This window comes from Fundicoccus culcitae (assembly GCF_024661895.1).
Lineage (GTDB): Bacteria > Bacillota > Bacilli > Lactobacillales > Aerococcaceae > Fundicoccus_A > Fundicoccus_A culcitae.
In genome coordinates this window covers 535,795-560,638 of the sequence record NZ_CP102453.1, presented here as the reverse complement: position 1 = coordinate 560,638, position 24,844 = coordinate 535,795, and the positions used below count along the sequence as shown (strand labels likewise).

Sequence of the window (24,844 nt, the reverse complement as noted above, 5' to 3'; positions counted from 1 at the left end):
AGTTGAAAGCTGAGATTATTGCTGTAGGAACAGAACTGTTAATGGGTTACATTGTTAATACCAATACAGCTGTTGTGAGTCAAAAACTGTTGGATATGGGTATTGGTGTCTATTATCAGCAAGTTGTAGGAGATAATGAAGAACGTTTAGTGGAAGCTTTAAAATTAGCTGATAGTCGGAGTGATTTAATTATTTTGACTGGAGGAATTGGTCCAACGAGAGATGATATTACTAAGTTTGTTGTTGCAAAGTACTATCAAACTGAATTAATTCAAGATGAACGACAATGGGAAAAGATACAATCATATTTTGCTTCACAGAATCGTCAATTGTCAGAAACGGATTATTTTCAGGCGTTAACGTTTAGTGATGGGACAAGTTTTTTTAATGAAGTAGGTTTAGCGTGTGGATCAGCCTTGCATTTAGAAATAAATAATAAAAGTAAAGTTGTTATTACTTTACCGGGGCCGCCATTCGAGATGGAGCATATGTTTGATCATTATGCACGTGATTACATTAATGCGATTTTTCATCCAAATAGTGTGATTGAATCATTGTATTTAAACTTTTTTGGTTTAGGTGAAGCTCAGATTGCGATACAACTGGATGATTTGATTACTAGCCAAAGTAAACCAACGATAGCGATTTATGCTAAACCAAAATTAGTTACGGTAAGGCTAACGGCTAATGCGTATCTAGCGCAACAGGCTCAAGCCCTTAATCAAGAGTTAGCTAATATCATCATTAATCGATTATCTTCTGCTTTTTTAGGTTATGGCCAAAATTACACCATCGAAGAAGATGTTGTTCAATTACTTATTCAGCATAAAAAAACATTGAGCCTTGCTGAAAGTGTAACAGGTGGCTTAGTTTTAGAATCACTAACGGATATTGAGGGTGTTTCGAAAGTTTTAAAAGGTGGATTTGTTACTTATACAAATCAAGCTAAGATTGATTTGCTTAAAATTAGTCCTCAATTAATAGAGGATAATAGTGTCGTTAGTCCGCAAGTTGCGCAAGCTATGGCAGAAGCGTGTATAAAGATTTGTGGTACCGACTTTGCTTTGGGATTAACGGGGGTTGCAGGCCCAGATACCTTGGAAGGTCATCCTGTCGGACAGGTCTTTATTGCCTTAGCACAAAAAAATAGCGAAACCCAAGTTATTGAACTTAATATCCCAAATAAACCCAGACATGTCATACGTTATCAAAGTAAAAATGAAGCTTTAAACTTAATTCGCGAATTATTAAAAAAATAGAACAAATGTTCGCATTTTACTTGATTATTTGTCAAAGTTTAGCTAAAGTATATATACAAGAGATTGGAGGAGTATTATGGTAGACAAAGATAGAGAAAAAGCACTAGAAATGGCTATGAAAAATATTGAAAAGAGTTTTGGTAAAGGGTCAATAATGAAATTGGGACAAAAAACAGACACCAAGATTTCGACTGTCCCATCTGGATCATTGGCTTTAGATGTTGCTCTAGGTGTTGGTGGATATCCTCGTGGTAGAATTATTGAAGTATATGGACCAGAATCATCAGGGAAGACAACCATTGCGTTACATGCCATCGCCGAAGTACAGAAAAAAGGTGGAATTGCAGCCTTTATCGATGCTGAGCATGCCTTAGACCCAGATTATGCAGCGAATTTAGGTGTAGATATTGACGAACTACTCTTATCACAACCAGATACGGGTGAACAAGGATTAGAGATTGCAGATGCTTTAGTATCCTCAGGAGCAATCGATATTGTGGTTATTGACTCTGTTGCAGCCCTAGTTCCTAGAGCTGAAATTGAAGGAGAAATGGGAGACTCACATATGGGGCTACAAGCTCGCCTGATGTCTCAAGCTTTACGGAAGCTCTCTGGATCAGTTAACAAAACAAAGACGATTTGTTTCTTTATTAACCAAATTCGTGAAAAAATTGGTGTTATGTTTGGAAATCCGGAAACGACCCCTGGTGGTAGAGCCCTAAAATTCTATTCTACTGTTCGATTAGAAGTTAGAAGAACTGAATCGATTAAAAATGGCTCAGAAATTATTGGTAACCGCACACGGTTAAAAGTAGTTAAAAATAAAGTTGCGCCACCATTTAAAGAAGCGATGGTTGATATCATGTATGGGAAAGGTATCTCGCAAACGGGAGAATTAGTCGATATGGCAGCTGAAATTGATGTTATTAATAAAGCTGGCTCATGGTATTCTTATGGCGATGATCGCATCGGACAAGGTCGCGAAAATGCTAAACAATTTTTAGAAGATCATCCAGATATCAGAAATGAAATAGATGTTAAAGTTCGTGCGCATTACCAAATAGCTGGTGATAATGGACAAGCAGTTGAATCAAATATAGCTGAAGAAGAATTAGTCACAGAGTTACCCTTAGATTAAATAAGGGTGTACTGCTTAAAAGATTTAACATAATAATAAATTGCCATTGTTTACATTTGATTAATTTATCAAATGCAGACAATGGTTTTTTATAATGCGATTATATAAGCGTATTTGTTAACCCATTTGTTTGACATAGAATATTGAATTGCAGAAATAAGTTTATTCTATTTAGTATTTCAATCATTACAAACTAACTAATAAGTGCAAAATAACTAATATATCCAAAACTTTAAAACTGTTTAGCATAATAAACGTGTTAAAACAGACAAGTATAATTGTCTTAATTAGTCAATGTGCTACTAATTAAGATATGCAAATTCTGTTTTTGTTGACTACGATTTCATGGATATATTGACAGTTTTGAAATAAAATACTATTATAAAAGTGTGTGTATTCACACTATTTATTTTACGTCAACTTTTAAAATGAATACAAAAATTAAAGAAGATTCGGAGGTGAAATTATGGACTTAGTATCATACGCCTTCGCGATAGTTGCTTTAATTATTGGTTTTATTGTCGGATTCTATGTGAAAAAATCTTCAGATGATAAAAGAATGTCTAGTGCAAAAGAGAATGCTGAAACCATTGTTGATGATGCCATTCAACAAGCCCAACTTCTTAAACGAGAAGCGCTATTTGAAGCGAAGGAAGAAAATTTAAAGTACCGTAATGAAATTGAGCAAGAGTTGAAAGATAAAAAAGCAGAAACGACTTCATTGGAAAAGCGATTAATTCAAAAAGAAGACAACTTAGATAAGAAAAGTAGTATTCTTGATAAACGTGAATCAAATATTGAACTAAAAGAAGAAGATTATATCAACCGAAATAATGCTTTAATTCTCAATGAAGAGAAAATTCAGCAATTGATTATTGATCAGCAGAATGAATTAGAACGTGTTGCGATGTTAACTAGGAGTGAAGCTAAAGAGATTATTTTGGAAGAAACTGAAGCTTCCTTGTCACAAGAAGTAGCCGTTTTAATTAAGAATGCTGAACAAAAAGCAAAAGATGAGTCTGATCGAAATGCAAAAAATATCATCTTACAAGCCATTCAAAGAAGCGCATCTGATATTGTCACTGAAAATACTGTAACGGTCGTTCATTTGCCCAATGATGAAATGAAGGGACGTATTATTGGTCGTGAAGGTCGAAATATTCGTACGTTAGAAAGCTTAACCGGGGTGGATTTAATTATTGATGATACCCCTGATACAGTTGTTCTAAGTGGTTTTGATCCTATTAGACGTCAAATAGCTAAAATTGCCCTTGATAAATTAATTCAAGATGGGCGAATTCATCCTGCAAGAATTGAGGAGATGGTTGAACGTGCGCGTAAAGAAGTTGATGAGAAGATTCGTGAAGTAGGGGAAGAAGCTACTTTTGAAGTAGGTGTACATCAACTTCATCCTGATTTAATTAAAATTCTCGGTCGTTTAGCTTATCGTACCAGTTATGGTCAAAACGTTTTGCAACATAGTATTGAAGTAGCAAAACTCGCTGGTGTAATGGCTGCAGAATTAGGGGAAGATATTGTCTTAGCTAAACGCGCTGGATTACTACATGATATTGGTAAAGCTTTAGACCATGAAATAGAAGGGTCACACGTCGAAATTGGTGCTGAAATAGCTGCCAAATATAATGAGCCTGAAGTAGTGATTAATGCTATTGCTTCGCATCATGGGGATACGGAACCAACTTCAGCGATATCCGTTTTAGTTGCTGCCGCTGATGCCTTATCGGCTGCTAGACCTGGAGCACGTAGTGAGTCACTTGAAAACTACATTCGACGCTTAGAAAAATTAGAAGAAATATCTAATAGTTTTAGCGGAGTGACTACAAGCTATGCCATTCAAGCGGGACGTGAAATCCGTGTTATAGTACAACCCAATGAAATCAGTGATGCTCAAGCTGTTCAACTTGCTAGAGATATTCGCAAACGCATAGAAGAAGAAATGAAATACCCTGGAAATATTAAAGTAACCGTAATTCGCGAAACGAGAGCCATTGAGTACGCGAAATAATTGCAAAAACAGTTAGTCAATGACTAGCTGTTTTTTCTTTTTCAAATGGGAAGACTTTCAATTTGTTAGATTGATTGTTAAAATAAGTTTTAGACAAAAATTAGGAAGAGGATTCTATGAGGGTTTTATTTATTGGTGATATTGTTGGGACAAGTGGGCAAAGTGCAATTGAAAAATATTTACCTCAATTAAAGAAACATTATCGGCCTCAATTTACCATTGCAAATGGCGAAAATATAAGTAACGGTCGTGGGATTTCTGAAAAGTTATATAAATGGCTCTTAAATCAAGGCGTGAATGCTATTACTTTAGGAAACCATGCTTTTGATAATCGCGATATTTTTAATTTTATAGAAGATGCTCAAAGTCTCATTAGACCATATAACTTGCCTAAGAAAACACCCGGACAAGGTGTACGCTTTATTAAAGTAAATGAGATCGAATTGGCTATTATTAATGTGTTAGGTAACGCCTTTATGAATGCCTCACAGGAAGTGTTTCAATCACTCATTGACTTAGTCGATACAGTCAAGGAGCGGACAAAACACATTATTATTGATATTCATGCAGAAGCTAGTAGTGAAAAACAAGCTATTGCATGGCTTTTTGATGGGAAAGTGACAGCTGTCTTAGGGACGCACACACATGTTCAAACGAAAGATGCTCGGATTCTTGATGGAGGAACCGCTTATATTACCGATGTCGGCACGACTGGATCCATTCAAAGTATTATTGGCTTTAAGCCTACTGATGTGATTCATCGCTTTGTCAGTCAACTGCCTGTTCGTTTAGAAGAATCTATTTCAAATCATGTCTTGTTAAGTGCAGTCTACTTAGATATTAATGATCGGACAGGACTCACTACACGAATTGAACCGATTTATCTGACGGATAAAAAATATACCCATCAACCAACCAGTATGAAAGCAACTGAAATTTAACTTTGTAATAAATAACTAAGGATAAGGTGAAAATAATGGCAAAAGCTACAACAACGCCAATGATGGAACAATATAATCAAATAAAAGCACAATATCCTGATGCTTTTTTGTTTTTTAGATTAGGTGATTTTTATGAAATGTTCAATGAAGATGCCTTAAAAGCTTCGAAAATCTTAGAAATTACCTTAACCTCTAGAAATAAGAATGCTGAAAACCCCATCCCTATGTGTGGCGTTCCTTATCATTCGGCTCAAACTTATATTCAGAGATTGATTGAGGCAGGACATAAAGTGGCTATTTGTGAACAAATGGAAGATCCCAAGGCAACAAAAGGCATGGTAAAACGTGAGGTTGTCCAAGTGATTACCCCCGGAACGATTTTACAAGATGAGGCGTTAGAATCAAAAGAGAATCATTATTTAGCCAGTGTAGCCTTCATTGACGATTTGTATTATTTGGCCTATATCGATGTTTCAACTGGTGATGCAATGATAACATCAACGCCGGACCGCTTGTCTTTAATCAATGAAATTCGAACGCTAGCAATTAAAGAATTGGTCTACTACCAACAAGACGCTGAATGGGTTAAAGAGCTAAAAGAAAAAGTGACAACGCATTATAGTTATTTCCCATACAATGAAAAAGAGGCTAATGTAGAATTTTCTTGGGATTTAAAAGATGCCAATCAGGCTGAGCGGCATTTATTGGATTATTTATTTGGCTATTTATTTAATGTTCAAAAAAAGGCAGCTCAACATGTTAAGCCAATCGAACGTTATGAAATAAGTTCTTTTTTACAAATGAATTATTATGCAAAAACGCAACTTGAACTGACACGTTCTTTAAGAACACAACGGAAAAAGGGTAGTTTGTTATGGTTATTGGATAAAACCGAGACAGCCATGGGAGGGCGCTTATTACATCAATGGTTAGATAAACCATTGCTATCTATGCAAACTTTGGAAAAACGTCATGAGCGGGTTGAAACACTGATCAATATGTATTTTGAACGGGTTGAGTTAACTGAATCATTTGTTAAAATATATGATTTGGAGCGATTAGTCTCAAAAATAAGTTTAGGAACGGCAAATGCTAGGGATATGGGTCAGCTAAGACAGTCCTTGAGGCAAATACCACTTATTAATGATATTTTAGTCCGAATTAATCAAGAGCAAATGAATGGTTTGAACGATCATGAACCACAGTTTCTTTTACTGGATGAACATACTGCTTTAGAGCAACTATTAGAGGATGTGCTTGTAGAGGATCCACCCATCAGTTTAACTGAAGGTAATATTATTAAGTCAGGCTATAATGCAAAACTTGATGAATACCGTGAATCGTTGGAAAATGGCCAACAATGGTTAATGGATTTACAAAAAACCGAGCGTGAAAAGACTGGTTTAAAAACATTAAAAGTTGGTTATAATAAAGTGTTTGGTTATTATATTGAAATTAGTCGATTACAAGCGGCTCAATTAAATGATGACCGCTACCATCGCAAACAAACTTTATCGAATAATGAGCGTTATATAACGGATGAACTGAAGGCGATCGAAGAAAAAATCATGGAAGCTACCGAGAAATCGACCGATTTAGAATATCAAATCTTTTTGAGTTTACGTCAAACCGTGAATGAATCGATTAAGACCTTACAAACCTTAGCCCGACAAATAGCTGAGTTGGATGTTTTGTGTAATTTTGCAAAAATTAGTGAGGAAGAAGGCTATGTGCGACCCATTTTAACAACCGACAACCAAACGATTGAATTAGTTGAAAGTCGTCATCCCGTTGTTGAACATTTGATAGGGTCAACCAATTTCGTCGCTAATGATGTTAAGATTAACTCCGATCAGTATCTATTGTTATTAACTGGTCCCAATATGTCAGGGAAGTCTACCTATATGCGTCAAGTAGCTTATGCGGTTATTTTGAATCAAATAGGTTGTTTTGTTCCGGCAAAAAAAGCCATTATGCCTATCATCGATAAAATTTTTACGCGTATTGGTAGTTCGGATGATATTTCAAGTGGTCAAAGTACGTTTATGGTGGAAATGATGGAAACGCAACAAGCTTTAAGTCAAGCAACCTCGCGTTCTTTGTTGTTATTTGATGAAATTGGTCGCGGAACAGCGACCTTTGATGGTATGGCATTAGCGGAGGCAATTATTCATTATATAGCCAAAAAGGTTAAAGCTACGACCATTTTTTCAACTCATTATCATGAACTAACAGCCCTTGAAAATTCGATTGATACGTTGAAAAACATCCACGTAGGCGCGACGGAACATGAGGGAGAGTTGGTCTTTTTACACAAAATTTTTGATGGACCAGCCGATAAAAGTTACGGTATACATGTAGCGAAATTAGCTGGCTTACCTGATGAAATTATTCAGCATAGTCAAGCTATTTTAATTGAATTAGAGTCGAATGCGGCTTTACTACGACAAACAGAAGCTGTTCAATTGGATTTATTCAAAGTAGAAGAAGAAGCTTCAACGATGAACAAAGAAACGAATTCGGTTGACCAAGAGGTTATCGCACGTTTGCAGAAACAAAATTTAAACCAGACGACACCAATGGAAGCTTTACAGCTGTTACAAGAATTACAAAACGAACTTTCTTAGATTGAAGGGAGTGATAGTATGGGTAAAATCAAACAAATGGATGAGACGTTAGCTAATCAAATTGCAGCAGGTGAAATTGTCGAAAGACCCGCCTCAGTCGTTAAAGAATTGGTTGAAAATGCGATTGATGCAGGCAGTACTGACATTGTAATTTTATTAAAAGAAGCTGGTATTCAGCAGATTATCGTTTCTGATAACGGTGAAGGGATGGATGAAAGCGACTTAGAAATGGCTTTTCTGCCTCATGCGACGAGCAAGATTTTTCGACTGTCAGATTTACAACGAATTCATTCTTTAGGGTTTCGTGGGGAAGCACTAGCTAGCATTGGATCGGTTGCTAAAGTAAGGATTGAATCAACGTTAAAAGAGTCAGCTGATAAAGGACACTTTATTGAAGTTGAAGGCTCATCCTTAAGCAATAAAGGTATTACAAAAGCTAAAAGCGGGACTACGGTTATTGTTGATAGTCTGTTTTATAATACACCTGCGCGTCTAAAACATTTAAGTTCAACTAAAACAGAATTAAAGCATATTTTGAATTTTATTCAAGATACATCAATGGCGCATCCAGAAATTCGTTTTCAACTAACTAATAATGATCAACGTATTTTTTTAGCTTATGGAAATGGCGATTTGCGTCAAACCATTGCGAATGTCTACCAACCTCAACTAGCGCGTGAAATGATAGCCATCCAAAATGAAGATAATGATTTTAACTTGGAAGGCTTTATTTCGCCCCCATCGATAACCAGAACAAGTCGGCAATATATCCATTGGTTAGTTAATCATCGTCCGATTAAAAGTAACCTATTGACACAAGTCCTCATTAAAGCTTATGGCAAACAATTGATGATTGGGCGCTATCCCATTGCCGTTATCCATATCCACTTAGATCCACGCCTGGTCGATGTAAATGTTCATCCGAACAAGCAAACGGTCCGTTTTAGTAAAGAAGAAGAATTAGCTCAATTAATCACCGAAACCATCCAGAAACAATTAATGCAACTGAATCCCGTTCCCAAGGCTGCTTTTAATGAACTAAATCCCCAGCAAGTACCAACTTCAACGGTTGAAACCATGCCTTTGGATTTTAATCAGTCAAGCCATGGATGGGGAAATCCTCAAATTAACGAAAATAAAACGACAGACCCTAAGGCTGATTTTAGAGTTTCAAATGATGAAAACCCAAATTATCAAACCGCAAAGCCAGTCAAGAGCCAAAACACCTTTTCTGACACGGTCTCAGCAACTGAAGATAATTTTAACGAGTCACAGCTTGTCAATCCTAGTCAAGCACGTGTGGATTTTAACCAATTACGGTATGTGGGTCAAATACATGGGACCTATCTAATCGCCGAATATGAAGACGGTTTTTATTTAATTGATCAACATGCAGCCCAGGAAAAAATAAGATATGAACAAATGATGGCAGATGAATACGGAACAGATGATCAGCAACAATTATTGTTTCCGATTGTTTTTAATTTTAGGCAGAGTGAAATGGCTGAAATCGAAGATGTCTTGCCCCGCTTAGCCAATATTGGGATCGAATTGCAAGCTTTTGGTCCTAGCAGTTATCAACTCGAATCTTATCCTAATTGGTTAGATGCCGATCAAGTTGAGAAAATTGTGGGCGATATGACAGAATTACTGATTGAACAACCGACTTTAACCATTGCACAAGTGAAGGAAAAGTCTATTATTATGCAAAGTTGTCGAGGAGCGATTAAAGCCAACCATTATTTGGATAAAGCACAAGCTATATCTTTGATTCATCAAATGGCTCAGTTAAAAGATCCTTATTTTTGTCCCCACGGACGCCCAGTTTTAGTAGCCATCACTAGCAAAACACTCGAAAAACTCTTTAAACGTATTCAAGACCCTCACGAAACCCCCACTTTTTTCTAATTAAATAAGATATCCCTGCAACAATCAACCGCACAGAATGTGTCTTGTTTGCTTATAAAAGTGGACTTAGTTATGATAAGATATATTGATGATAGAGAAAGAGGTAATACTATGAGTCAAAATAAATACACTAAAGAAATCGATGCTTTAAATCCAATGCAATATAAGGTGACACAAGAAAATGCCACTGAAAGACCCTTTACAGGTGAATACGATGATTTTTATGAAAAAGGGATTTATGTTGATATTGTGAGTGGTGAGCCTTTGTTTGCATCAACCGATAAATATGATGCAGGTTGTGGCTGGCCATCATTTTCAAAACCCATTAATCAAACAAGTGTTGTTGAGGAAGTTGATGCAAGTTTGGCTATGGTACGGACAGAAGTCAGAAGTTCCGATGCAGACTCCCATTTAGGTCATGTTTTCGACGATGGCTTAGAAGAATTAGGTGGTTTACGTTACTGTATTAATTCAGCCGCTTTGAAATTCATCCCTTATGATGAAATGGATGAAAAGGGGTATAGTGAATATAAAGCTTTGGTAAATTAACGATGATGTACGAGTATATTAAGGGGCAATTGACAAAGATTGCTCCTACTTATATTGTTATTGAAGCAGCTGGCATAGGCTATCAAATTCAAACACCCAACCCGTATCGCTTACAAGACTCTTTGAATCAGTCATTGACCATGTTTGTCGAATTAGTGGTGCGGGAAGATGCTATGATCTTGTACGGTTTTATTAATTTTTTTGAAAAACAGTTATTTTTAAAATTAAACCGTGTATCAGGGATTGGTCCTAAAAGTGCTTTGTCGATTTTGGCAGCTAATGATCATGATGGCTTAGTGACTGCCATCGAGACAGGCGACAGTGATTATTTAACTAAATTTCCTGGTGTGGGTAAAAAGACAGCCCAACAAATGGTGTTAGATTTAAAAGGACAATTAGATTTTGTTCCTGAAGTGGCTGAAGATGCCACCAATGAATCCACAACCGATAGCTCGGTCATCAATGAAGTTGTTGAAGCTCTCTTAGGTTTAGGCTATTCGCAAAGAGAAGTAAAACGTATTGAAAAACCCATTAAAGAAGCAGGCTTAAGTACAACCCAAGAGGCACTTAGTTTAGCTTTTAAATTATTATTAAATAAATAAAACGAGGTGATTAAACTTGGAAGATGAAAAACGTATAGTTGAAGGTCAACTTCATCCAGAAGATGTCCAGCAATTTAGTTTAAGACCTCGTTTTTTAAAAGAATATATTGGTCAAGATAAAATAAAAGAAGAGCTCAGTATTTATATTCAAGCAGCTAAAATGCGTGATGAAGCGCTAGACCACGTATTGTTTTATGGTCCACCTGGACTAGGTAAGACAACCTTAGCTATGGTGGTAGCTAATGAGCTCAATGTTAATATTCAAACAACGAGTGGACCTGCCATCGAACGTTCTGGGGATTTATTGGCTGTTTTAAATGAGTTAAATCCTGGAGATATTTTATTTATTGATGAAATACATCGCTTACCACGGGTGATTGAAGAGGTATTATACTCTGCTATGGAAGATTATTATGTTGATATAGTAATTGGACAAGGTAGTGGGGCGCATGCTGTTCATTTTGAATTACCACCTTTTACCTTAATAGGGGCAACAACCCGTGCAGGTATGCTAACGCAACCCTTACGCGATCGGTTTGGGATTTTAGCCCATATGGACTACTATACAACGAATGATTTGTATCATATCGTGGAGCGGAGTGCGAAAGTTTTTAATACAGAAATTGATGCTGAAGGTGCTTTGGAAGTGGCTTTAAGAAGTCGAGGGACACCAAGGATTGCTAATCGGATTTTAAAACGGGTACGTGATTATGCGCAAGTAAAAGCTGATGGGCGTGTGACCAAAGAGTTAACGCAAGAAGCGTTAAGTATTTTGGATATTGATGAAAAAGGCTTAGATGCCATTGATCGAAAGTTATTATTGGCTATGATTGAGTTATATGATGGCGGTCCAGTAGGCATAAAAACGATATCCGTCAATATTGGCGAAGATACGGAAACCATTGAAGATATGTATGAACCCTTTTTGCTTCAAAATGGTTTTTTAAAACGAACCCCTCGCGGAAGAGTTGTCACGGACTTAGCTTATGATCATTTAGGAATTGATAGAATGTATAGATTGGATGAGAACCTTTAATGTATCAAACAAAAGATTTTGCTTATGATTTACCTGAAGAATTAATTGCGCAAACACCTTTACAGGATCGTGCTTCATCACGTTTGTTGGTGGTTGATCGTCAAAGTCATCAGTTAACCGATACACACTTTAGTCATGTTTTGGATTATTTAAATCCGGGTGATGCCTTAGTGGTTAATGAAACCCGGGTATTACCGGCGCGTTTAATGGGTGTTAAAGCAGAGACCCTTGCCCATATCGAAGTATTATTGTTAAAAAATACCCAAGGGAATCAGTGGGAAACGTTAATTAAACCGGCTAAACGGACCAAAGTAGGGACAGTTATTTATTTTGGGGATAACCAACAGTTAATGGCTAAAGTTATTGAGATATTACCTCATGGCGGTAGAATCATTGAGTTTTTCTATGAAGGTGTCTTTTTGGAAATTCTTGAGCAATTAGGTCAAATGCCGCTACCACCATACATCAAGGAAAGATTAAATGACCCAGATCGTTATCAAACTGTGTATGCCAAAACCAACGGTTCAGCCGCTGCGCCAACAGCAGGTTTGCATTTTACGCCTGATTTATTAGAAAAGGTTAAAGAAAAAGGTATCCACATCGTCCCTTTAGTTTTACATGTTGGATTAGGTACGTTTCGGCCTGTCTCAGCTGAACGCATTGAAGACCATCACATGCATGCCGAATTTTATCAATTAAGTGAAACATCTGCCGACACACTGAGACAAGTACAAGCAGCTGGCGGAAAAATTACAGCTGTGGGCACAACGAGTGTGCGTACGCTTGAAACTATCGCTTCTGAAAACAAAGGTAAAATTGTGGCAAGTTCAGGGTGGACATCCATTTTCATTACTCCTGGTTTTAAGTATCAAGTAGTTGACCACTTAATTACGAATTTTCATTTACCTGAGTCGACCTTGATGATGTTAGTCAGTGCTTTTTATGATCGTGATCATATCATGGCTGCTTATGAACATGCGGTTCAAGAAAAATATCGCTTCTTTAGTTTTGGCGACGCGATGCTGATTGTATAATCGATAAAACAAAAAGACACTCAGAACGGTTGGTTCTTGAGTGTCTTTGCATTATAATTGTACTAAAGACTATGAGTGATCAGATGAAGCTTTGTTTCCATCCTCAACATTTAATAGGATGTGCCCCAAAACAAATGTGGCTATAGACATTACTAAACCTAAAATGGATGCCAAGTTAAAATCATAAGTTGTACTTGTTAAAGAACTACCTAAATAGTAAACAACATGACCTAAAATGAACCCCCAAAACATGGTGACAATATACTTCATATATTAACCTTCTTTCAGAAATTAATTCTATCACTTTTTTTCTAAATAACAACTCTTTCTTACGCTTTTTGACAAAATTTTATTAGTTGGAGGTGATTCTTTTGTTATTAAATGTTCATACTGTTTTTACTTTGTTGAAAAGTAGTTTAAAAATTGAAGAATATGTCCATACAGCTAAGGACTATGGTTATAGCAGTATTGGAATTGCCGATGTGAATGTTTTACATGGTGTGTTTACTTTTTACCAACAAACCATCAAACAAGGCCTTAAACCCCTTATTGGAATGACCTTGCAAATGCCAGGTTTTTACGATAGCTCACAAAACTATGCTGTTTTATTATATGCCAAGAGTATTGTTGGCTACCAGCATTTAATTAAAATTTCACGTCTAGTCAATCAAACCAATGACTCGCAAAAACAGCTATGGGATTATTTTGAACATGAAGCAGAGGATCTTGTTTTAATTTCGTTAGGGAAAAAAAGTGAGTTAGAACAAGCCTTGATTCATGATGATATAGCCTTAGCTGAAGACGTCTTAAGCCGTTGGGTGACGCTAGTTGGCAAGGAAAATATATATATAGGGGTTTCAGCCTATCCTTATAATGAGCTAGAAATACAAGTAGTATCTCAATTTGCTGACCAACATCAAATACCCATGGTGATTGGACAAGAAGTAAATACCTTGCATAGCGATCAAGCGTTTAGTTTAAAGGTTTTAGAAGCTATTGGCAATAATGAGAGTGTTGATCGAACGCTGATGAATATGCAAAGTGGGACGTATTTATATACATTTTCAGACTTACAGGAACTATACCAAGCTAAAGGGTTAGGTTTTTGCGTTGAAAATAGTCAACGCTTAGTCGACCAATTAAATGTCGTTTTTCCAAAGAATACGAGTTACTTGCCACGTTTTAAAGCGCCTGAACCATTAAATGCCGATCAATATTTGCGACAGTTAACGTTTCAGCAATTGGAAAAACTTGGTTTAAGTGAGTCACAAGAATATATCGATCGACTAAATTACGAATTAGACACAATTAAGCAAATGGGCTTTAGTGATTATTTTTTAATTGTTTGGGAAATCGTGGGCTACTGTCATGAAAATAATATCCGAATTGGACCTGGGCGAGGTTCAGCTGCTGGATCGTTAGTCAGCTATTTGTTAACCATAACGGCGCTTGATCCGATTAAATATGATTTACTTTTTGAACGTTTTTTAAATCCTGAGCGGTATAATATGCCCGATATTGATATTGATATTATTGATTCTAAACGTGATCAAGTGTTAAAATTTTTAGCTGAGCGTTATGGTTATAATCGGGTGGCTCAAATTAGTACGTTTGGGACATTTGGCGCTAAATCCGCTATTAGAGATGTATTAAGAGTTTTGGACTATGACAGTCAGAGTTTGAAACGTTGGTCAAACGCCATCCCTAATGAATTAAATATTAATCTAGAAAAAGCCTATGCTTCTTCCAGTCAATTGCGCGAACTTGTTAATCAAAATGCTGAAAATCAACAAGTCTTCCAATTAGCAAAAACGATTGAAGGGATTCCACGCCATATTTCGACACATGCGGCAGCGGTAATTATTAATGATTTTAACTTAGATGAAATTATCCCAGTGATCGATCGTAATGATCAGTTAATGTTAACCCAGTTTACCATGTACGACATTGAAGAAATTGGCTTACTTAAAATGGATTTTTTAGGTTTGCGTAATTTACAAGTATTAGATGAGATTTTACAACATGTGAAAATCAACCACCCAGACTTTGATATAGAAGCCATACCCTTGGATGATGCGGATACCTTTGCTATCTTTAGCCAAGCTAGAACCAATGGGGTTTTCCAATTTGAATCAAATGGTATGAAAAATGTTTTAAGGCAATTAAAACCGGATAATTTTGAAGATATTGTAGCGGTCAATGCCTTATTTCGGCCTGGTCCCATGAAACAAATTACGCATTTTATTAATCGTAAACATGGAAAAGAACGTTATGACTATATTCATCCCATGCTTGAACCTATTTTAGCTAAAACGTATGGGATTATTGTCTATCAAGAACAAGTGATGCAAGTCTGTCAAACGATGGCAGGTTTTACATTGGGTGAAGCTGATATTTTACGACGTGCAATGGGGAAAAAGCAAGAAGATGTCATGTCTGAGAAACGACAAGCATTTATTGAAGGGAGTTTAAAACGGGGTGTCAGTCAGTCGGTGGCTGAAAAAACCTACGCTTATATTTATGAGTTTGCTAGTTATGGTTTTAATCGTTCGCATGCGGTGGTTTATTCCTATTTAGCCTACCAATTGGCTTATTTGAAAGCACATTATCCGGTCGAATTCTATTTAGCCATCCTAAATACGGGGAAAGCCGATTTAAATTATTTACATGAAGCGCGGCAAGTAACTGGTAAAATACATGGTATTGATATTAATCAAAGTCAAGTTGGTTTTTCAATGGTTAATCAACAGTTACAATTAGGTTTTGAATCCATTAAACACATTCCTCGAGATTGGATTAATGCGATCTTAGAAGAACGTAATTATGGGGGACCTTTTAAGGATTTTATTCAATTTTTACGTCGCATTCCGAATAAATATCTGCAAATAAAATATATAGAACCCTTAATTTTAACGGGAGCGTTTGATAATTTAGGGTATAACCGTAAAACATTAAAAGAAAATCTGGATAGTCTTATTAAAAATGTCCAATTTAGTGGTGGAAATATCAGTTTGTTCAATGAACTGGAACCTAAAATTATTTGGCAAGAAGAATACAGTTTTTTAGAGTTAATTAATATTGAAAAAGAATGGCTAGGTTTTAGTACCTTAGGTCATCCAATTGATAATTATGCAGATTGGTTTAAACAAAGTGATTTTACACCGATTGAGCAAATATCCTTGTTTAAAAAGCGTGACCACATTAAAACGATTGGTTTAATTGAATCTATCCGACTAATTCAGACCAAAAACAATGAACCCATGGCTTTTGTTGTGATTGGAAACGAAGTTCAATCCATTACGATGGTTGTTTTTCCAAATGTGTGGCAAAAATCCAATTATTTATTAAAAGTAAATAATCTTATACAAGTAACGGCTAGCGTAGATGTTGATAAAAAAGATGAACTAGTCATTATTGCTAACCAGATCCAAAGTATGGAAAATCAAAATGAACATATTGAAAAAAAAGCTTATCAAGCCTGTTATATCCGTTTAAATCGCATGGGAGATCAAACTCAACAAATTGAATGGATTAAACGAATAGCCAGTCAGAACCCTGGCCCTTGCCGGATTATCGTAAGTATTGCGAGTGATAATCATTGGGAATTAGCGTCGCAATTCAAAATTTCCTACAGCTTTAAAGTACAAGAACAATTGAAACAACATTTCGGTTATAAAAATGTTGTTTTTAAGTAAAAAATGAGTTTATTCTCATAAAGTTAATTAAAATGAATAAAGTATGACTTATAGAAAAATTAATGGTAAAATAGCAAAGGATAGTGTAGATTTACACTGCTTATTTTAAAATTAGATGTTTTGAGGTGAAATGATGAAGCGTATCGCAGTTTTAACCAGTGGTGGAGATGCACCAGGTATGAATGCAGCTATACGTGGAGTAGTAGACCAAGCCGCACACCATGGGATTGAAGTGTTTGGAGTTTTTTATGGTTATAAAGGTTTGGTTGAAGGAGACTTCCGTAAACTAACAATAGAAGATTGCCAAGACAAAATTCGTCGGGGTGGTACTTTCTTATACTCTGCAAGATATCCTGAATTTAAAGAGGAAGCCTACCAATTAAAAGCGGTAGAACAAATGAAAAGTAATGAAATCGATGCATTAATCGTGATTGGTGGAGATGGAACGTTTAATGGAGCATTGCAACTTCAGAAAGTAGGATTCCCTATTATTGGTATTCCAGGGACGATTGATAATGATATTCCTGGTACTGAATATACAATTGGCTTTGATACGGCTACAAATGTAGCGCTAGAAGAAATTGATCGAATTTCTGATACAGCCGCTTCGCATAATCGGACGTTTGTTGTTGAGGTTATGGGTCGACATGCGGGCGATATCGCTACGTGGGCTGGAGTTGCCTCTGGAGCGGATTCAATAATTATTCCTGAAGCTGATTTTGATATGGAAGATGTTGTTAGACGTGTGAATAATGGACGTAAAAGTGGTAAAGATCATTCGATTATTGTATTAGCTGAAGGTGTTATGGGTGTGAATGAATTTGTTCGCAACTTTAAACTTGTGGATCCTGAACACAGTATTCGTGGTGTAACGTTAGCACATATTCAACGTGGCGGTAGTCCAACAGCACGTGACCGTGTTTTTGCTACCTTAATGGGTGCTAAGGCTGTTGATGCTTTGTTAAACGGTCAAAATGGTATTTATATGGGTATCCGTGGCGAACAATTAGCCACCTTTGATATTGCTGAAACTTTGCAAGAAAAGTCTCATATCGTTCGTCACGACTTATATCAATTGAATTTAGATTTAACTGATAAATAAAGCTTTTACTCAATTAAAGGAGACAAATTTTAATGAAGAAAACAAAAATTGTATGTACCTTAGGACCTGCTACAGATTCAAAAGAGATGATGGTAAAACTAATTGATGCGGGAATGAACGTTGCTCGTTTCAATTTCTCTCATGGTGATCATGAAGAACATTTAAATCGTTTCAATAATTTAAAAGCTGCAAGAGAAGAAGCTGGGCGTCCTTACACAGCAATTATGTTAGACACCAAAGGACCTGAAATCCGTACACATGATATGGAAAATAACTTAGTTGAATTAGTTCGTGGTAATGAAGTCCGTATTTCGATGAAACAAGTTTTAGGTACATCGGAAAAATTCTCTGTTTCTTATTCTGAATTAATTAATGATGTTGAACCAGGTAGCCATATTTTGTTAGATGATGGTTTAATTGATTTACTTGTTACTGGAATCGATCATGAAAATAATGAAATTATTACAACCGTAGAAAATAGTGGAATTATTAAATCTAAAAAAGGTGTTAACGTTCCAAATGTATCGATTAACTTGCCTGGAATTACGGAAAAAGACGAAGCTGATATTCGTTTTGGTGTTCGCAATGGAATTGATTATATAGCAGCCAGCTTTATCCGTCGGGCTTCAGATGTCATGGAAATCCGTCGACTATTGGAAGAAGAAGGTAAACCTAAAGTTAAAATTATTTCTAAAATTGAAAACCAAGAAGGGGTTGACAATTTAGATGAAATTTTAGACGTTTCTGATGGTATTATGGTAGCCCGTGGTGACTTAGGGGTAGAAATTCCTACGCATGAAGTACCTATTATTCAAAAAGTTATGATTAAAAAATGTAATGAAGCAGGCAAACCTGTTATTACTGCAACGCAAATGTTAGACTCTATGCAAAGAAACCCACGCCCAACGCGTGCTGAAGCAGGTGACGTTGCTAACGCTATCTTCGATGGTACAGATGCCGTTATGTTATCTGGTGAAACTGCCGCTGGGGATTTCCCAATTGAAGCTGTTACAACAATGGCTGACATTTGTACACGAACGGAAGAAGCATTAATAGGTCAAGACGCTATGACCTTAAAACGTTATGATCAATCCGATATGACGGAAGCCATTGGTCAAGCGGTTGGACACACGGCTAAAAACTTAAATATTAAAACAATTGTAGCAGCAACATCATCAGGTCATACCGCTTTGATGATTTCCAAATATCGTCCGAATGCGACCATTGTTGCAGCAACCTTTAGTGAAGAGGTTGCACGTTCGTTAGCTTTAGCTTGGGGTGTTGAAGCCTTTGTTATTGGTCGCCCAACTTCAACAGATGAGATGCTCGATTTAGCTGCTGATTTAGCAACTAAAGAAGAGTTTGCTAAAGAAGGAGACTTAATCATTATTACAGCAGGTGTGCCTGTGGGTGAAGCTGGTACAACTAACATTATGAAAATCCAAATTATTGGCACCCAACTTGCTAAAGGTGAAGGGGTAGGTAATGCCCACTTTATCGGTAAAGCCGTTGTTGCAGCCGATGCAGAAACAGCTAACAAAAATGCTGTTATTGGTTCAATTTTAGTTACTAAATCAACCAACAAAGATTATGCTCCAGCTTTAGAAAAAGTAGGTGCTATTATTACTGAAGAAGGTGGCATTACCTCACATGCTGCTATCATTGGTTTAGAACGTGGTATTCCTGTTATTGTAAGCACTAAAGATGCTATGCAAAACATCCAAAATAATGAATTAATTACTGTGGATGCTCGTCGAGGTGTTATTTTCCGCGGAGCGACAATCAGTATTTAAACAAATAACTATCACCAAAGCTATCCTTTTTACAAAGATAGGTAGCTTTGGTGCTTTTTTGATTCAATCTACAAATAATAGATGCCTTTCTAGTTAATTTTATGAACATCTGGGCCAAGATATATTCCTCACAAAGACTTACAGCCGCTTGTATCTGTGTAAGTCATTGATTGAACGGAGTAGGTGAGTATGTTATAATAACAAACGAAATCATAATGAAAGTGATTAGACGACATCCTTGTAAGCTGACTGCGTGTACAATTTCTTGGCTTCTATTGCTTTCACTGACACATAACGCGTCGATGACTTAAATAATTGCGGCGGTTATGTCTAAAAGTATGCGGATGAAACCAGATTTACACCGTTAAATTCGCCTCTGGGCTGATTCCAGAGGTTATTTTTTTTGAAAGAATGGAGAGACATAAATGCAAGGCAGACAATTGATAGTAGATACATTATTACCCTTATTAAACGAACATTTAAGCGCTGAAGAAATTGAGCGAATGATTGAGGTGCCAGCTAATCCCGAACACGGGGATTTAGCCTTTCCCGTGTATACATTAGCTCGTACCTTCCGTAAAGCACCTAATTTAATCGCAGCTGATTTAGTTGAACAAATTGATTCATCAAAATTTGACCAAGTGGTCGCTATTGGTCCTTATATTAATTTCTTACTGGACCGTAATGAAGCATCCAATGAAACCTTAAAAACGATTTTAGATCAAGGATCAGCTTATGGTTCAACTGACATTGGGACGGATAAAAATGTTCCGATTGATATGTCATCACCCAATATTGCTAAGCCAATGTCGATGGGGCATTTAAGATCAACCGTTATTGGAAATTCAGTGGGCTTAATTTTAGAAAAATTAAATTACAATGTTATCCGCATCAATCACTTAGGGGATTGGGGAACGCAATTTGGTAAGTTAATTGTTGCCTATCAAAAATGGGGCGATGAAGCGGCTGTCATGGCTGATCCTGTGAATGAATTAGTAAAATTATATGTTGATTTCCACGAAAAAGCTGAAAAAGACCCAACCTTAGAAGATGAAGCACGCGCAGCATTCAAAAAATTGGAAGATGGCGATCCTGAAATGATTCGTTTATGGACTTGGTTTAAAGATGAATCTTTGAAGGAATTTACCAGAGTTTACGAAATGTTAGATGTGCAATTTGATTCATACAATGGTGAGGCGTTTTATAATGATAAAATGCAAGCCGTGGTCGATGAATTGGAAGAAAAAGGTGTCTCTACCGTTGACAATGGTGCCACCATTGTTGATTTAGAAGCCGAAAACCTTCCACCAGCATTAATTAAAAAGTCAGACGGTGCGACTTTATATATGACACGTGACTTAGCAACGGCTTATTATCGCTATAATACCTATCATTTTGATCAAAGCTTATATGTGGTTGGCAATGAACAATCGAACCACTTTAAACAATTAAAAGCTGTCTTAAAACGACTCGGTAATGACTGGGCGGATGATATGCATCATATTCCATTTGGTTTAATCACCTTAAACGGAAAAAAACTATCTACCCGTAAAGGGCAAATTGTCTTACTCGAAAAAGTCTTAAATGAAGCCATTGAATTGGCTATGGAACAAATCGTTAAGAAAAATCCTGATTTAGAAAATAAAGAAGAAGTTGCTCATCAAGTCGGCGTAGGTGCCGTTATTTTCCATGACTTGAAAACCGACCGCTTAAATAGTTTTGACTTCAATTTAGAAGAAGTTGTACAATTTGAAGGTGAAACAGGACCATATGTTCAATATACCCACGCACGTGCACATAGTATTTTAGAAAAATACAATCAAGCACTCGATGACCAAGCTGCTTTTACGCTTGACGATGATTATGCTTGGGCGGTTATTAAAAAACTAGATGATTACCCAGCCATTGTTCAGCAAGCTGCAACACGCTATGAGCCTTCAGTTATTGCCAAGTATGTTATTCAATTAGCTCAATTATTTAATAAATATTATGGGAATACACGTATTTTAGACGAGGATGAAGCGATTCAATCACGCATTGCCTTAGTTAAAGCTGTAACAATCGTTTTAAAAGATGGCTTAGGCTTATTAGGTATAAAAGCACCGAATAAAATGTAATATTTATTAAATGATTTTCGTAAAAGGAGGTATGAACTTAAATGAATAAATGGGGACAAATTGTTGAAGCGATTATTACCGACGAAAATGACAAAAGTTACTTTGCTCAGGTTCAAGGTGAAACCTTTGCGGTTGATAAAAAGCATTTAGACGGCGAAACCTATCAATTGGGGGAAACCATTGAAGGTTTAATTTATGAAGATATGAATCGCCATAAGGTTTTACAAAGTCAATTACCTGATATTCGACCTGGCTATTTTGGCTGGGGAACCGTCACACAAGTGCGTAAAGATTTAGGTGTTTTTGTTGACGTGGGACTAATGGAAAAAGATGTGGTTGTATCATTGGATGATCTGCCCGAAAACAAAGATATTTGGCCACGTAAAGGTGATCGACTGTATTTAACTTGGGAAGTGGATGCTAAGAACCGACTATGGGGGAAACTAGCAACAGATGAACAATTAGCGACTTTATATAAGGCTGCCAAACCGAATACAAAAAATCAAACGATTGATGCAACCATTTTAAGAGTCAAAATGGAAGGTTCTACCGGTATTTCCATCGAAGGTTATCGCGTGTTTATTCATCAAAATGAACAAGTGGAACCCTTAAGAATGGGGCAAGTTGTCCGTGGACGTGTGATTGATGTTCATCATGAGGGTAGTATGAATCTTTCTTTAAAACCACGAGCACATGAAATGATTGATGATGATGCCCAAATGTTGCTGGTGTTATTAAAGCGACAACCTAATCATTTTTTGCCTTACCATGATCGTTCAGATTCTACCGTGATTCAATCTAAATTAGGCATTAGTAAAAGCCAATTTAAACGCGCAGTGGGTCAATTAATGAAAAAAGGCTTAATCAAACATGAAAAAGGCGAAGGTATTTGGTTATTGTCAGAAGGTGACAAGGGTGGCAACAAATAATTTTCTTGATAGTTATTTTATCGACTTTAAAAACTATCTAATTATCGATCAAGGCAAAGCTGAAAATACGGTAACTAGTTATTTGCGTGATTTAAATAAATTTCAACAGTATCTTCAACAGCAAGCCATAACATCGCTTAATGACATCGACCAATCGACCATTCAACTTTATTTAGCTAAATTAAAGGCTGATAATTATGCGGCTAGTTCAACGAGTCGAATGATTTCGGTTTTAAAGCAATTTTTCTTATTTCTGCTTAAAGAAGGTGTTATTTCAAAGAATCCGATGTATATGATTCAATCGCCCAAAAAAGCCCAGCATTTACCTAAAGCTTTATCGATGAAACAAGTGGAAGCAATCATTGAGGCGCCTGATATAAAAACGGCATGGGGTTTGCGTGATCGTGCCATTTTCGAATTAATGTATGCTTCGGGCTTACGTGTGAGTGAGTTAACGCATTTGTCTTTAGATGAATTGCATTTAGACTTAGGTTTTATCCAAACACTTGGTAAAGGTAATAAAGAACGTATTGTACCCATTGGGGATGAAGCTGCTTATTGGATTGAGAAATACTTAGAAGAAGTGCGACCCAGTTTTAGTAAAAAAAGTAGCAAAACAACTAATGCTTTATTTTTAACTGAACGAGGTGCGATGTTTACCCGTCAAGGGATTTGGAAAAATTTAAATAAATATGTCCAACAAGCTGGAATTACACAATCTGTTTCACCGCATATGTTGCGTCATTCATTTGCGACCCATTTATTGGAAAATGGTGCCGATTTGCGGATGGTTCAAGAACTTTTAGGGCATTCGAATATTTCAACAACCCAGATTTATACACATATTTCGAAACAGCGACTACAAGAAGTTTATCGTAAAGCTTTTCCTAGAGCATAAAAAAAGTGAGGAGAAATCGAATGGAATTTAATCGTATTCATTTAGTTGTATTAGACTCAGTGGGAATTGGGGAAGCACCCGATGCGGCAGCCTTTAATGACTTAGGGGCACATACTTTAGGTAATATTGCAAAAACAGCTGGCTTATCCTTGCCTAACATGGTAAAAATGGGCTTAGCAAACATTGAAATGATTGAAGGTTTAGATCCTGTGGAAGCCACCACGGGTTATTGGACCAAATTGGAAGAAGTTTCCGCTGGTAAAGACACAATGACAGGTCATTGGGAAATTATGGGTCTAAACATTCAAACACCCTTCCGTGTTTTTCCTAACGGATTTCCAGCTGAACTGATTGAAAGAATAGAAACACATACAGGTCGTAAAGTTGTAGGGAATAAGCCCGCATCTGGGACTGAAATCTTAGTGGAATTAGGTCAACATCAAATGGAAACGGGTGATTTAATTGTTTATACTTCAGCCGATTCCGTGCTTCAAATCGCCGCCCATGAAGAAATTATTCCTTTAGAGGAATTGTATGCTATTTGTGAATTTTGCCGTGAAATAACACTTGAAGACCCTTATATGATTGGTAGAATTATTGCGCGACCATATGTAGGCGAAGCCGGTAATTTTACACGGACTAGTAACCGCCACGACTATGCATTAAGTCCTTTTTCAGAAACGACGCTAGACTTCTTAAAAGAAGCGAATTATGATGTGATAGCTGTAGGGAAAATTGATGATATCTTTAATAGTCAAGGGATTACCCAAGCGGTTAGGACTAAATCCAATATGGATGGTGTCGACCAGTTGATAAAAGTAATGGATCAACCCTTTAAAGGGATAAGTTTTACCAACTTAGTAGACTTTGATGCTTTGTATGGACATCGTCGTAATCCACAAGGTTATGCGCAAGCCTTAGAGGAATTCGATCAACGTTTACCCGAAATTATTTCGCATATGCAAGACGATGATTTGTTGATACTTACGGCAGACCATGGGAATGATCCAACTTATGCTGGAACGGATCATACACGTGAATATGTTCCCATTTTAGTTTACGGACCAAAATTAACTGAACCAAAAGAATTAAATGCACGTTACTTCAGCGATATAGCAGCAACTATTTCAGAAAACTTTAAGGTAAGACAAACTGAAAATGGTCATTCATTTTTAGATCAATTAAAATAG

18 protein-coding genes are annotated in these 24,844 nt (G+C 36.6%); 17 read left to right on the top strand and 1 reads right to left on the bottom strand.

What is annotated here, in order from left to right; all coding sequences use genetic code 11:
- Window positions 1-2 precede the first annotated feature (2 nt).
- The 10 genes from NRE15_RS02625 (at window position 3) to queA (ending at window position 13,120) form a co-directional block, all read left to right on the top strand.
- Window positions 3-1,259, top strand: coding sequence for a competence/damage-inducible protein A (locus tag NRE15_RS02625; RefSeq protein WP_313794066.1), 1,257 nt, complete (start codon window positions 3-5; stop codon window positions 1,257-1,259).
- A gap of 76 nt (window positions 1,260-1,335) precedes the next feature.
- Window positions 1,336-2,397 carry a recombinase RecA gene (gene recA, locus NRE15_RS02620; protein ID WP_313794065.1) on the top strand — a complete coding sequence of 354 codons (1,062 nt, stop codon included), beginning with the start codon at window positions 1,336-1,338 and terminating at the stop codon, window positions 2,395-2,397.
- Window positions 2,398-2,863: 466 nt separating this feature from the next.
- Complete coding sequence (gene rny / locus NRE15_RS02615) at window positions 2,864-4,423, top strand: ribonuclease Y (RefSeq protein WP_313794064.1); 1,560 nt, start codon at window positions 2,864-2,866, stop codon at window positions 4,421-4,423.
- Between the two features lie 116 nt (window positions 4,424-4,539).
- Entirely contained in the window at window positions 4,540-5,364 is an 825-nt protein-coding gene (locus tag NRE15_RS02610) for a TIGR00282 family metallophosphoesterase (RefSeq protein ID WP_313794063.1), read from the top strand.
- A gap of 35 nt (window positions 5,365-5,399) precedes the next feature.
- The gene (mutS, locus tag NRE15_RS02605; RefSeq protein ID WP_313794062.1) at window positions 5,400-7,991 is read left to right on the top strand and encodes a DNA mismatch repair protein MutS; all 2,592 of its coding nucleotides are present in this window, start codon (window positions 5,400-5,402) and stop codon (window positions 7,989-7,991) included.
- Between the two features lie 18 nt (window positions 7,992-8,009).
- Window positions 8,010-9,899, top strand: coding sequence for a DNA mismatch repair endonuclease MutL (gene mutL / locus NRE15_RS02600; RefSeq protein WP_313794061.1), 1,890 nt, complete (start codon window positions 8,010-8,012; stop codon window positions 9,897-9,899).
- 111 nt (window positions 9,900-10,010) lie between these two features.
- Complete coding sequence (msrB, locus tag NRE15_RS02595) at window positions 10,011-10,448, top strand: peptide-methionine (R)-S-oxide reductase MsrB (RefSeq protein WP_313794060.1); 438 nt, start codon at window positions 10,011-10,013, stop codon at window positions 10,446-10,448.
- A 5-nt stretch (window positions 10,449-10,453) separates the two neighbouring features.
- A complete protein-coding gene (gene ruvA / locus NRE15_RS02590) occupies window positions 10,454-11,050 on the top strand; it encodes a Holliday junction branch migration protein RuvA (RefSeq protein ID WP_313794932.1) in 597 nt (198 codons plus the stop codon).
- A 16-nt stretch (window positions 11,051-11,066) separates the two neighbouring features.
- Window positions 11,067-12,086, top strand: a complete 1,020-nt coding sequence (ruvB, locus tag NRE15_RS02585; protein WP_313794059.1) for a Holliday junction branch migration DNA helicase RuvB — start codon at window positions 11,067-11,069, stop codon at window positions 12,084-12,086.
- Window positions 12,086-13,120, top strand: a complete 1,035-nt coding sequence (gene queA / locus NRE15_RS02580) for a tRNA preQ1(34) S-adenosylmethionine ribosyltransferase-isomerase QueA (RefSeq protein ID WP_313794058.1) — start codon at window positions 12,086-12,088, stop codon at window positions 13,118-13,120. The genes ruvB and queA overlap by 1 nt, the downstream gene beginning before the upstream one ends.
- A 69-nt stretch (window positions 13,121-13,189) precedes the next feature.
- On the opposite strand, the gene NRE15_RS02575 is transcribed toward queA, so the two are convergent.
- Window positions 13,190-13,390 (bottom strand): YjzD family protein, encoded by a 201-nt coding sequence (locus NRE15_RS02575; protein WP_313794057.1) that lies wholly within the window; start codon window positions 13,388-13,390, stop codon window positions 13,190-13,192.
- Between the two features lie 101 nt (window positions 13,391-13,491).
- Here NRE15_RS02575 and NRE15_RS02570 point away from each other — a divergent pair, with 101 nt between their 5' ends.
- The 7 genes from NRE15_RS02570 (at window position 13,492) to deoB (ending at window position 24,844) form a co-directional block, all read left to right on the top strand.
- Window positions 13,492-16,815: a DNA polymerase III subunit alpha gene (locus NRE15_RS02570; protein WP_313794056.1), complete on the top strand. Its 3,324-nt coding sequence runs from the start codon at window positions 13,492-13,494 to the stop codon at window positions 16,813-16,815.
- Between the two features lie 133 nt (window positions 16,816-16,948).
- Window positions 16,949-17,917, top strand: coding sequence for a 6-phosphofructokinase (gene pfkA / locus NRE15_RS02565; RefSeq protein WP_313794055.1), 969 nt, complete (start codon window positions 16,949-16,951; stop codon window positions 17,915-17,917).
- 32 nt (window positions 17,918-17,949) lie between these two features.
- Window positions 17,950-19,710: a pyruvate kinase gene (gene pyk / locus NRE15_RS02560; protein ID WP_313794054.1), complete on the top strand. Its 1,761-nt coding sequence runs from the start codon at window positions 17,950-17,952 to the stop codon at window positions 19,708-19,710.
- 425 nt (window positions 19,711-20,135) lie between these two features.
- The gene (gene argS, locus NRE15_RS02555) at window positions 20,136-21,827 is read left to right on the top strand and encodes an arginine--tRNA ligase (protein ID WP_313794053.1); all 1,692 of its coding nucleotides are present in this window, start codon (window positions 20,136-20,138) and stop codon (window positions 21,825-21,827) included.
- A 41-nt stretch (window positions 21,828-21,868) separates the two neighbouring features.
- Window positions 21,869-22,756, top strand: a complete 888-nt coding sequence (locus tag NRE15_RS02550; protein ID WP_313794052.1) for a S1-like domain-containing RNA-binding protein — start codon at window positions 21,869-21,871, stop codon at window positions 22,754-22,756.
- Window positions 22,743-23,654, top strand: coding sequence for a site-specific tyrosine recombinase XerD (gene xerD / locus NRE15_RS02545; protein WP_313794051.1), 912 nt, complete (start codon window positions 22,743-22,745; stop codon window positions 23,652-23,654). The genes NRE15_RS02550 and xerD overlap by 14 nt, the downstream gene beginning before the upstream one ends.
- 20 nt (window positions 23,655-23,674) lie before the next feature.
- The gene (gene deoB, locus NRE15_RS02540) at window positions 23,675-24,844 is read left to right on the top strand and encodes a phosphopentomutase (RefSeq protein ID WP_313794050.1); all 1,170 of its coding nucleotides are present in this window, start codon (window positions 23,675-23,677) and stop codon (window positions 24,842-24,844) included.

Bases quoted from the DNA above. Each gene is read 5' to 3' on its own strand.
- recA (WP_313794065.1), top strand. From the start codon at position 1,336: ATGGTAGACAAAGATAGAGAAAAAGCACTAGAAATGGCTATGAAAAAT.
- rny (WP_313794064.1), top strand. From the start codon at position 2,864: ATGGACTTAGTATCATACGCCTTCGCGATAGTTGCTTTAATTATTGGT.
- NRE15_RS02610 (WP_313794063.1), top strand. From the start codon at position 4,540: ATGAGGGTTTTATTTATTGGTGATATTGTTGGGACAAGTGGGCAAAGT.
- mutS (WP_313794062.1), top strand. From the start codon at position 5,400: ATGGCAAAAGCTACAACAACGCCAATGATGGAACAATATAATCAAATA.
- mutL (WP_313794061.1), top strand. From the start codon at position 8,010: ATGGGTAAAATCAAACAAATGGATGAGACGTTAGCTAATCAAATTGCA.
- msrB (WP_313794060.1), top strand. From the start codon at position 10,011: ATGAGTCAAAATAAATACACTAAAGAAATCGATGCTTTAAATCCAATG.
- ruvA (WP_313794932.1), top strand. From the start codon at position 10,454: ATGTACGAGTATATTAAGGGGCAATTGACAAAGATTGCTCCTACTTAT.
- queA (WP_313794058.1), top strand. From the start codon at position 12,086: ATGTATCAAACAAAAGATTTTGCTTATGATTTACCTGAAGAATTAATT.
- NRE15_RS02575 (WP_313794057.1), bottom strand. From the start codon at position 13,390: ATGAAGTATATTGTCACCATGTTTTGGGGGTTCATTTTAGGTCATGTT.
- pfkA (WP_313794055.1), top strand. From the start codon at position 16,949: ATGAAGCGTATCGCAGTTTTAACCAGTGGTGGAGATGCACCAGGTATG.
- pyk (WP_313794054.1), top strand. From the start codon at position 17,950: ATGAAGAAAACAAAAATTGTATGTACCTTAGGACCTGCTACAGATTCA.
- argS (WP_313794053.1), top strand. From the start codon at position 20,136: ATGCAAGGCAGACAATTGATAGTAGATACATTATTACCCTTATTAAAC.
- NRE15_RS02550 (WP_313794052.1), top strand. From the start codon at position 21,869: ATGAATAAATGGGGACAAATTGTTGAAGCGATTATTACCGACGAAAAT.
- deoB (WP_313794050.1), top strand. From the start codon at position 23,675: ATGGAATTTAATCGTATTCATTTAGTTGTATTAGACTCAGTGGGAATT.